Source organism: Methylomicrobium lacus (assembly GCF_041897535.1).
GTDB classification, from domain to species: domain Bacteria; phylum Pseudomonadota; class Gammaproteobacteria; order Methylococcales; family Methylomonadaceae; genus Methylomicrobium; species Methylomicrobium lacus_A.
Genome location: NZ_CP169217.1, coordinates 3518443 through 3532312, shown reverse-complemented (window position 1 = coordinate 3532312; position 13870 = coordinate 3518443). Strand labels below are relative to the sequence as shown.

The 13870-nt window shown below is 58.4% G+C and carries 11 protein-coding genes and 1 tRNA gene; 1 reads left to right on the top strand and 11 read right to left on the bottom strand.

All coding sequences use genetic code 11. The features are described 5' to 3' along the window. Positions 1 to 10 precede the first annotated feature (10 nt). The 6 genes from ACEPPP_RS15865 to sodC all read right to left on the bottom strand — a co-directional run bounded on the left by ACEPPP_RS15865 (position 11) and on the right by sodC (position 5769). Positions 11 to 199 carry a DUF6538 domain-containing protein gene (locus ACEPPP_RS15865; protein ID WP_374088325.1) on the bottom strand — a complete coding sequence of 63 codons (189 nt, stop codon included), beginning with the start codon at positions 197 to 199 and terminating at the stop codon, positions 11 to 13. A 96-nt stretch (positions 200 to 295) separates the two neighbouring features. Next, a tRNA-Ser gene (locus ACEPPP_RS15860) sits at positions 296 to 385 on the bottom strand. Positions 386 to 571: 186 nt separating this feature from the next. Further along, on the bottom strand, positions 572 to 1939 hold the full coding sequence (locus ACEPPP_RS15855; protein WP_374088323.1) for an efflux transporter outer membrane subunit: 1368 nt from the start codon (positions 1937 to 1939) through the stop codon (positions 572 to 574). Then, positions 1936 to 3888: a MacB family efflux pump subunit gene (locus ACEPPP_RS15850; RefSeq protein WP_374088322.1), complete on the bottom strand. Its 1953-nt coding sequence runs from the start codon at positions 3886 to 3888 to the stop codon at positions 1936 to 1938. The genes ACEPPP_RS15855 and ACEPPP_RS15850 overlap by 4 nt, the downstream gene beginning before the upstream one ends. After that, the gene (locus tag ACEPPP_RS15845) at positions 3885 to 5090 is read right to left on the bottom strand and encodes an efflux RND transporter periplasmic adaptor subunit (RefSeq protein WP_374088320.1); all 1206 of its coding nucleotides are present in this window, start codon (positions 5088 to 5090) and stop codon (positions 3885 to 3887) included. The genes ACEPPP_RS15850 and ACEPPP_RS15845 overlap by 4 nt, the downstream gene beginning before the upstream one ends. 157 nt (positions 5091 to 5247) lie before the next feature. Next, positions 5248 to 5769: a superoxide dismutase [Cu-Zn] SodC gene (gene sodC, locus ACEPPP_RS15840; RefSeq protein WP_374088318.1), complete on the bottom strand. Its 522-nt coding sequence runs from the start codon at positions 5767 to 5769 to the stop codon at positions 5248 to 5250. 298 nt (positions 5770 to 6067) lie between these two features. Between sodC and ACEPPP_RS15835 the strand changes: the two genes are divergently transcribed. Next, entirely contained in the window at positions 6068 to 6787 is a 720-nt protein-coding gene (locus ACEPPP_RS15835; RefSeq protein ID WP_374088316.1) for a DUF2490 domain-containing protein, read from the top strand. Positions 6788 to 6795: 8 nt separating this feature from the next. Here the strand turns inward: ACEPPP_RS15835 and ACEPPP_RS15830 are convergent, their stop codons facing one another. The 5 genes from ACEPPP_RS15830 to ftsY all read right to left on the bottom strand — a co-directional run bounded on the left by ACEPPP_RS15830 (position 6796) and on the right by ftsY (position 13870). Further along, a complete protein-coding gene (locus ACEPPP_RS15830; RefSeq protein ID WP_374088314.1) occupies positions 6796 to 9108 on the bottom strand; it encodes an NADP-dependent malic enzyme in 2313 nt (770 codons plus the stop codon). 132 nt (positions 9109 to 9240) lie between these two features. Next, the gene (gene rpoH / locus ACEPPP_RS15825) at positions 9241 to 10095 is read right to left on the bottom strand and encodes an RNA polymerase sigma factor RpoH (RefSeq protein WP_374088312.1); all 855 of its coding nucleotides are present in this window, start codon (positions 10093 to 10095) and stop codon (positions 9241 to 9243) included. A gap of 83 nt (positions 10096 to 10178) precedes the next feature. Next, positions 10179 to 11183 (bottom strand): permease-like cell division protein FtsX, encoded by a 1005-nt coding sequence (ftsX, locus tag ACEPPP_RS15820; RefSeq protein WP_374088310.1) that lies wholly within the window; start codon positions 11181 to 11183, stop codon positions 10179 to 10181. After that, positions 11184 to 11840, bottom strand: coding sequence for a cell division ATP-binding protein FtsE (gene ftsE / locus ACEPPP_RS15815; RefSeq protein ID WP_374088308.1), 657 nt, complete (start codon positions 11838 to 11840; stop codon positions 11184 to 11186). Positions 11841 to 11848: 8 nt separating this feature from the next. Then, positions 11849 to 13870, bottom strand: coding sequence for a signal recognition particle-docking protein FtsY (ftsY, locus tag ACEPPP_RS15810; protein ID WP_374088306.1), 2022 nt, complete (start codon positions 13868 to 13870; stop codon positions 11849 to 11851).

Below are 13870 nucleotides of genomic sequence, written 5' to 3'. Positions count from 1 at the left end.
TTGCCAGTTTTTAAATCATGCAGAGCCGCTTGTAATGCGCGGCAAGTTTTAACGCTTGAAGGGTTGTCTCTTTCCGGCATTCGGTTTTAAGGCTTTGGGTAAACTCGCGAACTTTAGCCGATTCGCGAAGACCGGAGGGGACAACAAGACGAAAATAAAAGACGTTTTTTCGCCTTATCAAGTAGGGGATTTTAGCCATGACAACGACCCTTTTTGTAGCAGGTTTTTGCAGCAAAAACCGTTTTTAAAATAGGGTTATGTCGACTTTTTACTTATATTTCAATAAGCTAAATGATGGCGGAGAGGGAGGGATTTGAACCCTCGATACGGTAAACCGTATACCAGATTTCGAGTCTGGCGCATTCAGCCGCTCTGCCACCTCTCCTGCTTGAAGACGCCATTATAGCACAGAAAACGGCTCGATCGACTGGCACGCTTGCCGGTTAGATAAAATTTGGCCAAACATCTTTGATGCACCCTTAACTTCTAATGTCTAAAGCCTTCAAAATCCACAAGATCATTCAGAAGCTTTCGGATGGCCTGAATATCCCAAAGGTAAGCACCGCGCACGCTACAAACGCCGCCAGCCGCCGCCCAACGCCTTGTACAGTAACACCGACGCGGTCAACACATCCGTATGCGCCTGTACCTCGCTATCCTGCGCGTTCAATAAACTGCGCTGCACATTCAGCAAGGTCTGATAATCGGTCGCGCCGGCCAGATAACGCTCCAGGCCCAGTTCATAAGCCTGTCTTGCGCTGTCGACCGACAGCAATAAATCCTCGCGGCGGCGCGCGGCCTGGCGGCCGAGCGCAAGCGCATCTTCTACCTCGCGGTAGGCGGTCAAGATCGTTTGCCGGTAAATCTCGACCAGTTCGCCTCGCCTCGCCTTCGTGCGTTCGAGTTCGCCTTCGAGGCGGCCGCCCTGGAAGATCGGCTGGGTCAGGGATGACGCCAGCGCGACGCCGATACCGGCCGGCTGCGACATCAGCGCGGCGGTGAAGATGTTGTCCGCGTTGAGCTCAAGTTTCGGATAGAAGGCCGCGCGCGCGACGCCGATGTCCGCATGCGCGGCGATCAGTTCGGCTTCGGCGCTTCGGATGTCGGGCCGCTGTTCGAACAAGGCGGCCGGGCGGGCGGGGTCGACGCCGGGGATTTGGATGCCTTGCAGGCTTTGGCCGCGCGGTTCGAACTGTTGCGGCGGGCGGCCGAGCAGCACCGCGAGCGCGTTTTCGGCTTGCGCGATGTCCTGATCGAGCCGAGCCACCGCGGCCGCGGCATTCGCGCGCTCGGTCTGCTGCTGCGCGACATCGAGCGCGGTCGCGCTGCCCGCCTCGAAACGCGATGCGATGATGTCCAGCACGTCACTGATGTTTTTCAGATTATCCAGCGCGATGCGTCTGCGGTCCCTGAGGCCGAGCAGCGTAAAATAGGATTGCGCGACATCGCCCATCACGGTCAGGCGCAAGGCATCGTAAGAAAAGCGGGAGCTGTCGAGTTGCGCGCGGGCGCTGTCGCGGCCGGCCCGGAGCCTCCCCCACAAATCGACTTCGTAGGACAGGTTCCACTGGCCTTCCAGGGTGTTCTGACCAGGACCTGCACGGGTGCTGTCGGTGTAAATATGACGACCAATGGCGCCGACGGCCGGCAAGAGCGGCGCGCCGGCGATTTTCGCGAGCGCTCGGAATTGGTCGATGCGCTGGATCGCCGCGGTCAAGTCGCGGTTATTGACCAACGCTTCGTTCATCAGACGATCGAGCTCGGCACTGCCGAACAGCGTCCACCAGTCCGGAGAAATCGTTGCCACAGCGGTCGGTTTCGGCGCCTGATTCTTCCAGGCCTCGGGCGCGGCAGCGGCCGGACGCTGGTAGTCGGGCACTAAAGAGCAGCCGGCAAGCAGCAGAAAAACGCCCAAAATGCCTTGTTTGATCCGCATCATTCCGCCGCCAGCGCCACGACCGGGTCGAGCAGCGCCGCTTTGCGCGCCGGCAAAAAACCGAACAGCACGCCGGTGCCGAACGCGCAGGAAAACGCCAGGATGGCCGGCAGCGGCGAAAAAATTACGCGCATCTCAAACATCGAAAGCGTCTTGCCGGTGCCGTAACCGAGCAGGACGCCCAAAATGCCGCCCAAGGTACAGACCACCGCCGCCTCGGTGTTGAATTGCAGCAAAATGTCGCGGCGGCGCGCGCCGACCGCCATCCGGATGCCGATTTCGCGGGTGCGTTCGGTCACGCTGACCAGCATGATGTTCATCACGCCGATGCCGCCGACCAGCAGCGAAATCGCCGCGACCGTGCCGAGCAAGGTGGTCAGGGTATTCTGCGTCGCGGTGGCGGTTTGCAGGATCGACGCCATGTTGCGTATCCGAAAATCCTCGGTCTGATGACGCGACAGCAAGAGATCGTTAATCGCGGCCTCGGTGTCTTCGATCGCCGACACATCGCTGACGCGCACGGTGACGCCGTTCAGGTAATTTTGCCCGAACAGGCGGATCAGGCCGGTACTGATCGGCACGAACACCGTGTCGTCCTGGTCGCCGCCGAAGCCGGACGCGCCTTTCGGAGACATGATGCCGATCACTTCGAACGGGATATTGCCGATCAGGATATAGCGACCGAGTGGATCGAGTCCCTCGGGAAAAAGAATCTGCGCGACGGTCTGGCCGAGCACGACGACCGGCGCATAGCGGCGGATATCGCGCTCGGTGAAAAAATCGCCCTCCGCGACCGGCCAGTCGCGGACCCTGGGCAGGGCCGCGCCGACGCCCTGAATGCTGGTCGCATAATCGATATTGCCGAAACGTACCGTTTGCCGGCTGCTGCGTTCGGCGAGCGCGACCTCGACATTCGGCAATTCCTGGATCGCCTCCGCATCGTCGGGCGTCAGGGTAATCACGTCGCTGGCGCCGCGCAGACCCGGCGCGCCGGGGCGGATAGACAACAGATTGGTGCCCATCGAGCGGATCTGATCGAGCACGTCCTGCTGACTGCCCTCGCCGACCGCCAGCATCGTGACCACCGCCGCGACGCCGATGATGATGCCGAGCAGGGTCAACGCGGTGCGGAACAGATTGACTCGCAGCGCGCGCAAGGCGGTCTTGACCGCTTCTCCGATGTCCGCGAGGATGCCGGCCTTGCCGCCGGTGTCGATTTTCACTTCCGGATGCGGCGTATTGCCGCCTTCGGGGGCGGAATCGGCGCTGATTCTGCCGTCGCTGATGTTGATGATCCGGTCGGCATGCGCGGCGACGCCGGCATCGTGCGTGATCAACAAAATCGTGCGCCCCGACTTGTGCAGTGCGCCAAGCAAGGCCATCACTTCCTCGCCGCTGCGGCTATCCAGCGCGCCGGTCGGCTCGTCCGCGAGCAGCACCGGCGGATTGTTCATCAAGGCCCTTGCGATCGCGACCCGCTGCTGCTGGCCTCCGGACAGCTGCGAGGGCCGGTGGTCGCAGCGGTCGCCAAGGCCCAGATCGGCAAGCAGTTTGCGCGCACGGGCCATACGCTCAATCTTGTGTTCGCCTGCGTAAAGCGCCGGAATTTCGACATTTTCTTCCGCGCTGGCCGAGCCGAGCAGATTGTAACGCTGAAACACGAAGCCGAAGGTGGCCCGGCGCAACGCGGCCAGTTCGTCGGGATCGAACAGGGAGACGTCCCGCCCCGCGACCCGATAGCTGCCCGATGTCGGCCGGTCGAGGCAGCCCAGGAGGTTCATCAATGTCGATTTTCCGGAGCCAGACTGACCGATGATCGCGACGAACTCGCCGGCCCAAATCTTCAGCGACACGTCGTCCAGCGCCCGAATCAGATTGTCGCCGCTTTTGAAGGTTCGGCAGATATGTTCGAGGTTCAGCAACGGCTCGGCTGTTGCAGGACTTGCGCTCATAGACGCGGCATGCTCGGCGGCCGGTAGGAGTCCCTACCCCCATTCTTCTTGGCGGCCGCCAGCGTCAGCTTGACCCGGTCGCCAACCGCCAAGCCTTCGCGGATCTCGGCGAAGCGGCGGCTCTGCAAGCCGACATGAATCACCTTTTCCTGCACCTGGTTGTCGGCAGCGATCATCTTGACCTGATACGCCCTGCCCTGTGGATTGTCCTGCTCGTGCAGGCGTTTACCCAGCGCATTGACCGGGATCACCGGCACGTGTTTGGCATCGCCGAGCACGAAGAAAACCTGCGCGCTCATGCCGCTCATCAGCTGCCCGTCCGCATTGTCCACATCGATCAGCACATTGTATAGAACCACATTGTTCACGACTTCCGGTGTCGGCAGTATCTGACGCACGATGCCCTGCCAGCGACGCTGCTCCGAGCCGAGCGTCGTAAAATAGACCGGCATTCCGGTCTTGATGCGCATGATGTCGGCTTCGGCGGTCTGCGAACGTACGGTCATTTTATCGAGCTTGGCCAGTTGCATGATGTTCGGAGTCTGCTGATTCGCGTTCAGGGTTTGACCGGCGCGGGCGGTTTGCTGCACGACGGTGCCGTCCATCGGCGCGAAAATCTTCGTGTAGCCCAGATTGGTACGGTCGCCGGAAAGCGTCGATTCAACTTGCTGTATTTGCGCCCGGATCGAATCGGCGAGCGCCATGGCAGCCTTGTAATTCGATTCACTGTTTTGCAGCGTTTCCTGGCTGACCGCCTTGGTCGGATACAACTGCTGGTTACGCGCATACTGGCGTTTTGCAAACAAGATCAGCGCTTCCTGCTGAACCAGTTGTGCTTTCAGATTATTGATACTGGCCTCATCGGCTTGCACCCTGGCCGCATAGATGCGCGGGTCGATTTGAGCCAGCTGTTGCCCGGTTTTGACGACATCGCCGATCTCGACAAACAGCTTCTGCAATTGGCCGGTGACCTGGGCGCCGATATCGACATATTCCTTCGGTTCGAGCTTACCTTGCGCAGTCACGTTTTCCTCGATGTCGCCGTAGACGATCTGGACGGTCGAATCGGCCAAGAACGCCTGCTTCGATTCGGCGTCCCTTTGCCAATAAAAACGCAGCGCCGCGCCAACCGCGAACAAAACAACGAATAGGCCGACAAGCCAGTAACGGCTGCGGCCGGAAAAAATTTGTCTTGTTTGCATCAATAAGGAATCGTGGATAAACTTACAAAAAATTAGGCTGAAGATCAGGTGACCAGTCCAACTTAACTAATCGAGTTTAAGGTTTTATGATGGACACGATGGCAATGGTTTGCTTGAGACGGGTAACATTGGGGCGGCCGAAGCCACCCCACGATATTTAGCCTTTGATTATACCGCAGGCAATGCGCGCCTTGCCGCCGCCAAGCGGCTCGGGCTCGTCCGAATAATTGTCGCCGCCGGCATGGATGATCAGCGCGCGGCCTTTGACATCCTCCAGCTTCAGGCGCGGCGCCAGAACGCTATTACCGGCTTTGCCGTCGGCGCCGACGACCAATTTCGGCAGGTCACCCAGATGCCCGTGTCCTTCCGGGCCTTCGTGTTTTTTGGTGGCTTGCGGGTCGTAATGGCCGCCTGCCGCCAATGCCGGGGTCAACTTGCCGTCCTTTTCCTTTGCATCGCAGCTCGGGTTCTCATGCACATGAAACCCGTGCTCTCCGGCAGGCAGGCCTGCGAGAGACGGGGTAAAAAGCAGGCCTTTTGGGGATTCGCTGATTTTGACGCTGCCGATCGCCTTTACCACACCCTGGTCGCTGACCGTATTGATCGGGACGACGACATCAGCCGCTACGGCGCAGCCGACCGATGAGGCGAACAGCGCGATTGCATAGGAAATTTTCATTTGACGCTCCGTTGACGAATTTAATGGAAAAACTGAATCCATAGTAAAACTAGCCGCCAGGTAAATCAACACTAAATAGATCGGTTATTTTCCACCACCGGCTTTGCCTTCAGCGGTTTTTCTCAACGTCATCGCGATAATTTGAATTTGTCTAGATTAACAAAGTCATTGATTTAAAATAATAATCATAAATGGCCTACATCTTGCTGAATCTCCAGCGAATAGAGTGATACGGCCGCACGATGAGCCGTCGCTCGTTTTTTGAGACAGTTTTAGGTTTTTGGATAAGGCAAACGCTATGAAAAAGAAAGTAATGCATCGCCTCGGATTGACGGCAGTCATTTTAAGTTCGGTGAGTCTTGCATCGACCGCAAACGCGGCCGATGATTTATTGCAGGATGCCGGCAGCTGGCTGCAAGTCGTCGGCGAAGGCAGCCTGAAGGTGATCGACCCGAGCCTCGAAAAGGGACGCATCTGGCTGGAAGGCCAATCCCGTTTCGACGACAACTGGGATCATTGGTACCAAGGCATGGTGCGTGCGGCGGCGGGTTATTCGTTGAGCGACCGCGCCACGATCTGGGCGGGCTATACCTGGCTGCCTACCCAAAACGTCGGCAAGGACTATGTCTCGCAACAGGATGTATGGCCGGCGTTCCGTTATGTGTTGCCGACCGACTTCGGCACTTTCATGTTCCGGACGATGGTCGAAAGCAATTTCCTAAAGGGTGACGAGGTGCGCGTTCGGCCGCGCCAGATGATCCGCTTCATGCATCCCCTGGATCTGGAACCGCGTCTGAGCCTGATCGCCTGGGATGAATTTTTCATCCGCGCGAACTCGACAAAATTCGGCGGCCAATCCGGTTTCGATCAGAACCGTGCGTTTGCGGGCCTCGGCTGGACTTTCAATAAAAACTTCCGGGCCGAAGCGGGTTACCTGAATCAATATCTGGATGACGCGACCCACACGAATAACACCATGCATCACTTGATCATGGGATCGTTGTATATCAACTTCTGAAATGCCGCTTACGCCGCTTCGTTCGCATCCACGACGCAAAACGCAGTCATGTTCACGATCCGCCGCACCGTCGCGGCCGGCGTCAGGATATGCACGGGCCGAGCGCAGCCAAGCAGCACCGGTCCGATTGCGATGCCGTTGCCGGATGCGGTCTTGAGCAGGTTATAGGCGATATTGGCCGCATCGATGTTCGGCATCACCAGCAGATTCGCGCTGCCCTTCAGCTTCGTCTCCGGCATCATTTTTTTCAGCATGTCGTAATCGAGCGCCGTGTCGCCATGGATTTCGCCTTCGACCTCCAGGTCCGGCGCCTGTTGCTGAATGATCGCAAAGGCGGCGCGCATTTTTTGCGCCGATGCGCTGTTGCTGGTGCCGAAATTCGAATGTGACAGCAAGGCAACGCGCGGCGCCAATCCGAAACGGCGCATTTGTTCGACTGCCAGCAGGGTAATTTCAGCCAGTTGCTCTGCGTCAGGCTCATGATTGATATGGGTATCGACCAGCACGATCTGGCGATCGGGCAGGATCAGCCCATTCATTGCCGCATACACATTCGCGCCGCTGCGCTTGCCAAGCACCTGGTCGATATAGTGCAGGTGCGACGCCGTCGTGCCGAACAGACCACAAATCATCCCGTCGGCGTAGCCCTTATGCACCAGCATCGCCGCGATCAGGGTATGACGGCGGCGCATTTCGAGTTTCGCGTATTGTTCGCTGACGCCCTTGCGCACGGTCATCTCCAGATAAGTCTTCCAGAAATCGCGGTAACGCTCGTCTTGCTCGGGATTCACAACCGTAAAATCGACACCGGGCTTGATGCGCAAACCCAACTTTTCGATCCTGTGCTGCAAGACTGCCGGACGGCCGACCAGCGTCGGAAAGGCGATGTTTTCATCGACCAGCATCTGCACCGCGCGCAGCACGCGCTCTTCCTCCCCTTCGGCGAACACGATGCGTTTCTTTTCGGCCGGCGCTTGCTTGGCGATACGGAACACCGGCTTCATGAAGGTGCCGCTGTGATACACGAACTGCTGCAGGCGCTCGACATAGGCCGGCAGGTCCTGAATCGGCCGCGTCGCGACGCCGGAATCCGCGGCGGCCTTCGCGATCGCGGGCGCGAGCGTGGTCATCAGACGCGGATCGAAAGGCTTCGGAATCAAATAGTCCGGTCCAAACGTCAGTTCGTCGATCCCGTAAATGCTCGCGACGATTTCGGATTGTTCCGCCTCGGCCAATTCGGCGATCGCCCTGACCGCGGCGATTTCCATCGCGCGGGTAATCGTGGTCGCCCCCGAATCCAGCGCGCCGCGGAAAATATACGGGAAACACAAGGCGTTGTTGACCTGATTCGGATAGTCGGAACGCCCGGTCGCGATGATCGCATCGTCGCGCACCGCCTTGACCTCTTCGGGCAGAATTTCCGGCGTCGGATTCGCCAGCGCCAAGACCAATGGCCGCGCCGCCATCGTTTTGACCATCTCCGGTTTCAATACGCCGCCGGCCGACAGACCGAGAAAGATGTCCGCGTCCTGTATCACATCGCCGAGCGTGCGCGCATCGGTCTCGCGGGCGAAACGGGCCTTGTTCGGGTCCATCGCCTCTTCGCGGCCCTTGTACACCACGCCGTGATGATCGGTCACAGTGATGTTTTCGATCGGAAAGCCCAGGTCGATCAGCAGATCCAGACAGGCCAACGCCGCCGCTCCGGCGCCGGAAACGACCAGCTTGCAACGATCGAGCGCCTTGCCGACGATCTTCAACCCGTTCAGAATCGCCGCGCCGACGATGATCGCGGTGCCGTGCTGGTCGTCATGAAACACCGGGATCTTCATTCGCTCGCGCAGTTTGCGCTCGATGTAAAAGCATTCGGGCGCCTTGATGTCTTCCAGGTTGATGCCGCCGAAGGTCGGCTCCAGCGCCGCGATGATGTCGCAGAGCTTGTCCGGGTCCTTCTCGTCGATCTCGATGTCGAACACGTCGATGCCGGCGAATTTCTTGAACAACACGCCCTTGCCTTCCATCACCGGCTTGGCGGCCAACGGACCGATATTGCCCAAACCCAGCACCGCGGTGCCGTTGCTGATCACCGCGACCAGATTGCCGCGGGCGGTATATTTGAAAACGCTTTGGGGATCGGCCGCGATTTCCTCGCAGGCCGCCGCCACGCCGGGCGAATAGGCCAGAGACAGATCGCGCTGATTGGCCAAAGGCTTGATCGGCGTCACGCTGATCTTGCCGGGGGCCGGAAATTCGTGATACTCAAGCGCGGCTTCGCGCAGTTGTTTGCGAAGTTCGTCTTTTGTACGGTCTGATGCAGTCATTGGCGCCGCCATCCCTTTCTTGAGTTCCGGAACGGTTCCGATTTTAACAGAGTTGATGCCGGGCCGCAGGCAATAAAAAAGGCTTAACGGAAATCCCGTCAAGCCTTCGAAGTGTTCAATGGGTATCGACGATCAGGCCGCCAGTACCGCCGCCCGCAATTTCTTCATCGCATTCTGTTCGAGTTGGCGGATCCTTTCGGCCGATACACTGTAGCGCTCCGCCAGCTCATGCAGGGTCGCTTTATTCTCGCTCAACCAGCGGCTGGCTAGAATGTCCTGGCTGCGTTCGTCGAGCTCGGACAAGGCTTCCGTCAGCAAACCCTGCTCATGGCCGGACCATTCCGCATTTTCGAGCAAAACGGCCGGGTCGGCGCCATGTTGTTGCAGATAGTGCGTCGGCGCGGCGTAGGCCTGCTCCTCATCGTCGTCTACCGGCATGTCGAACGAAACATCGCGATTGCTCAGGCGTTGTTCCATCTCATAGACCGTGCTGACTTCGACTTCGAGATCCTCCGCGATCGCCTTGGCTTCGTCGTTCGACAGCCAACCGATATCCTGTTTCGATTTGCGCAGATTGAAGAACAATTTGCGCTGCGCCTTGGTGGTCGCAACCTTCACGATGCCCCAGTTTTTGATCACATATTCGTGAATCTCGGCTTTGATCCAGTGCACCGCGAATGAGACCAGACGCACGCCGACATCCGGATCGAAGCGTTTGACCGCCTTCATCAGGCCGATGTTGCCTTCCTGAATGATGTCCGGCATCGACAGGCCGTAACCGCTGTAGCCTCTGGCGACATGCACGACGAAACGCAGATTGGTCATGACCAGCTGCCGCGCGGCTTCCAGGTCGCCGTGATCCCTAAACCTTATCGCCAATTCGCGCTCCTGCTCGGATGTCAATCTGGGCATTTGCCGGACCAGATTCAGATAGGCATCGAAGGTTCCGGCCGATAAATTAACGGGTAAGGTTAATGCATGACTCATGATGTAATGTACCTCGGGTAGTCAACTTGATTTAATTTTAGCACTCTGCTTTTAAGAGTGCTAATCATTTTACAAGTTCAATCTTACTCGGGGCGCAATTGCCGCAGCTGATAAACCAGAACCGCCCAAGAACCTATCACGCCGAGGCTCGACGATAACAGGATCAGATACATCGATTCGCCGTAGCCAAGGAAACGCAGATGAAAACTGCCTTCGTAAAGCAGCGACAAATTCTCGACCGAACGCCACAAGAGCAGCATGATCACGGTCACGATGAACCAGGCCGCGACGCCGGACAAAAAGCCGATCCAGAAGCCGCCGTATAAAAAAGGCCTCTGTATGAAGCGATTGGTCGCTCCGACCAATTTCGCGATCACGACTTCCTCGCGCCGATTATGCAACTCCAGCCGAATCGTATTGCCGGTAATGAACAAGACCCCGAATCCGAGCAGGATACTGATACACTGCGTCGCCTGTTCCGAGAGTTTGATGATCGATTGCATCCGTTCCAGCCACTGCATGTCCATCTGCGCCTCATCGACTTCGGGAAATTGCTGCAAGGTCTGCTGGAGTTTCTGCAACCCCTCGGGGTTCGTTTGCGCCGGCAGGGGCAAGACTTCGAGCACGACCGGCAACGGATTGCCTTCGAGCGCATCGAGCGCGGCATCGAGACCGCTGTTGGCCTTGAATTCGGCCAGTGCCTCGTCCTTGCTGATCAATTTGATCTCGGCAACCTCGACATTTTTGCTGATCTTTTGCACCAGCTTTCGTGCCTCGGCTTCGCTGACCGTGTCTTTCAGAAACAGCGAGATTTGATTGCTCGTCTCGATCGTACCGGTCAATTGCTCCAGATTCGCGACCAAGAGATAAAAACAGGCGGCCAGCGCGATTGAAATCGCCAGCACGCCGATCGTCAGCGCGGTCGTGAACGGCTTGACGAGCAGCCGGCCCAGGCTCGAAAAAAACGCATGCGCATGCAGATCGCGATAGGCATGCAATTTGTCGAAAAAATCGCCGCCGGCGACTTTGTTGTGCGGCACTTCCGGGCGAGGCGGGGTTTTAGTTACGGCGCGTTTGCGTTTCATCATTTATCCTGCGATCAGCCGGCCATGGTCGAGCGTCAATACGCGCCGGTCCATTTTGTTGATCAGCGCAATGTCATGAGAAGCAATCAATACGGTAGCTCCCAATTGTTGAAATTGAGTAAACAAAGTCATGATTTCGGCGGCCAGATCGGGATCCAGATTGCCGGTCGGCTCGTCGGCCAGAATCATCGGCGGCTTGTTCACCACCGCCCGAGCGATGCCGACGCGCTGCTGTTCGCCGCCGGACAGGGTCAATGGATATTTTTTTTCCTTGCCCAGGAGCCCGACCTTATCCAATGACGCCCTGACCTTCCGGGCGATTTCATGATGCCCGTAGCCTGCGACCGCGAGCGGCAACGCCACGTTGTCGAAAACGGTGCGATCCTGCAAGAGTTTGAAATCCTGAAAGATCAAGCCCATTTTGCGGCGCAGAAAAGGAATCTGGTCATCCTGAACACGACTGACATTGTGCCCGTCGAAAAAAATCTGGCCGCGGCTGGCGCGCTCGATCAGCGCGATCAGCTTGAACAGGGTGCTCTTGCCGGCCCCGGAATGGCCGGTCAGAAAGGCCATTTCGCCGCGCTCGAGATGGAAGCTGATACCGGCCAGCACATCGCCGGCCCCGGAATAGCGTTTGCTGACGTTATCGAACTTTAACATGGCTTCCGTCAATCCCTGGCGAACAGTGCCTCGACGAAGGCGTCGGCATGAAAATCCTGCAAGTCGTCGATGCCTTCGCCGACGCCGATGAAACGGATCGGAATGCCGATTTGCTTGGCCAGCGCGAAGATCATCCCGCCTTTCGCGGTGCCGTCCAGCTTGGTCAACACGAGCCCTGTCAGCCCCACCGCATCGTTGAACTGCTTGGCTTGCGACAACGCATTCTGGCCGGTACCCGCATCGATCACCAAGAGCACTTCGTGCGGCGCGGTTGCATCGAGCTTGCCCATGATGCGTTTGACTTTTTTCAGCTCGTCCATCAGATTGGACTTGGTGTGCAGGCGGCCGGCGGTATCCGCGATCAGCACGTCGATGCCCTTCGCCTTGGCCGATTGCAGGCCGTCGTAGATCACCGAAGCCGAATCGGCGCCGGTATGCTGCGCGACCACATGGATGTTGTTGCGTTCGCCCCAGGTTTGGAGCTGCTCGACCGCCGCCGCGCGGAAGGTGTCGCCGGCCGCCAGCATCACACTGTGGCCCTGCGCCTGCAGGCGTTTGGCCAGCTTGCCGATGGTCGTGGTCTTGCCGACCCCGTTCACGCCGACGACCAGAATCACGAAAGGACCATCCTGCTCGGGAATCTTCAGCGGTTCGCTGCAAGGCTCGACGATGGCCAACAATTCCTGTTTGACCGCAGAGGTCAACATGTCCGCGTCGCTCAGTTGATGACGTTCGAGGCTTTGGGTCAGATGATTGATGATCTTGGTCGTCGCGTCGATGCCGATGTCGGCCATCAGCAGGGTCGCCTCGATGTCTTCGAGCAAGTCGTCGCTGACGCCTTTTTGGCCGAACGTCAGACTCGCCAGCGCGTCGCCGAGTCCCGAACGGCTCCGTTTCAGCTGCGATTTAAGGCGCAGATACAGCGATTCGGGCGCCGGTTCGACATAAACTTCTTCGCCGGCCTTTTCGACCGCAACCGGAACCCTTTTAACTTCTTTTTCTTCCGGCAGCGGCCGAACGCGCCCGACCGGGATTTCGACTTCCTTCAGGCCGAAACGTCCGTAGAAACTGATCGAAATCAGCGGCATCATCATCAGCGCCGCGAACGCATTGTGCAGCACTGCCGCCCACAGCGGCGCGGTCAGTTTCACGATCGCGATGCCGAGGCCGATCTGAACGATCAGCAGGATGGAGAGCTTCAGGCCGGCCCGTCTGACCTGCTTCGGATTCTTGGCCGAGGTCGCCAGCAACATCACCAGGCTCAGCACAAGGAAGCTGACCAACGCGAAGATCCGGTGCAGCCAATGCGCCGCGACTTGCGCCTCCGGCGACAAGATGCCGGTATTGCCGGTCACAAGACCATTCAAGAGATTCAAAGCGGCGTTGAAATCGGCCGATTCGGGCAGCCATTGCCCGTTGCACAACGGCAGATCAACGCCGCAGGCGAGCGCCGCCAGATTGGTGCTGGTCCAGCCGCCGAGCAGAATTTGCAGCAGCACGATGATCATCGCAAAGCGTGCCAGATTAACCGGTCCTTGGCGAGCCGGAAGCCGCGTCATATTCGGTTTCACGCGCAGGTACAGGCCGTTCAGCAGCCAGAACGTGAGCATGCCGAGCAACAGATGCGCGGTCACGATCAGCGGCATCGTATGCAGCTTGACCGCCCACATGCCCAGCGCGGCCTGGAGCCCGACCAGGATCAGCAAGAGGAAGCTTCCCGTCACCGCGGCCAGGCGGTTGGTCTTGACCCAAGGCGACAGCAGCGCGAGCAGCAAAATCACCATACCGAGTCCCGCAGCCAGGTAGCGGTGCGTCATTTCCTTAATGGCCTTGGCATGCTCGAAAGGATGCCCCGGAAAAGCCAGATCGGCCTCGGCCTTGAAATCCGGGGTATCGGCAATCACGGCCTTGCCGTAGCAGCCGGGCCAGTCGGGGCAGCCGAGGCCCGCGTCCGATAAGCGCACATAGGCGCCGAAGACGATCACGATCAACGCCAGAAAGACGCCGAAGAGAGCAAGTTTTTTATACAT

What these genes read in the sequence shown, in the direction of transcription:
- ftsY (WP_374088306.1), bottom strand. Translation starts at nt 13,870, where the DNA reads ATGTATAAAAAACTTGCTCTCTTCGGCGTCTTTCTGGCGTTGATCGTG.
- ACEPPP_RS15830 (WP_374088314.1), bottom strand. Translation starts at nt 9,108, where the DNA reads ATGACTGCATCAGACCGTACAAAAGACGAACTTCGCAAACAACTGCGC.
- ACEPPP_RS15855 (WP_374088323.1), bottom strand. Translation starts at nt 1,939, where the DNA reads ATGATGCGGATCAAACAAGGCATTTTGGGCGTTTTTCTGCTGCTTGCC.
- ACEPPP_RS15850 (WP_374088322.1), bottom strand. Translation starts at nt 3,888, where the DNA reads ATGAGCGCAAGTCCTGCAACAGCCGAGCCGTTGCTGAACCTCGAACAT.
- rpoH (WP_374088312.1), bottom strand. Translation starts at nt 10,095, where the DNA reads ATGAGTCATGCATTAACCTTACCCGTTAATTTATCGGCCGGAACCTTC.
- sodC (WP_374088318.1), bottom strand. Translation starts at nt 5,769, where the DNA reads ATGAAAATTTCCTATGCAATCGCGCTGTTCGCCTCATCGGTCGGCTGC.
- ftsX (WP_374088310.1), bottom strand. Translation starts at nt 11,183, where the DNA reads ATGATGAAACGCAAACGCGCCGTAACTAAAACCCCGCCTCGCCCGGAA.
- ftsE (WP_374088308.1), bottom strand. Translation starts at nt 11,840, where the DNA reads ATGTTAAAGTTCGATAACGTCAGCAAACGCTATTCCGGGGCCGGCGAT.
- ACEPPP_RS15865 (WP_374088325.1), bottom strand. Translation starts at nt 199, where the DNA reads ATGGCTAAAATCCCCTACTTGATAAGGCGAAAAAACGTCTTTTATTTT.
- ACEPPP_RS15835 (WP_374088316.1), top strand. Translation starts at nt 6,068, where the DNA reads ATGAAAAAGAAAGTAATGCATCGCCTCGGATTGACGGCAGTCATTTTA.
- ACEPPP_RS15845 (WP_374088320.1), bottom strand. Translation starts at nt 5,090, where the DNA reads ATGCAAACAAGACAAATTTTTTCCGGCCGCAGCCGTTACTGGCTTGTC.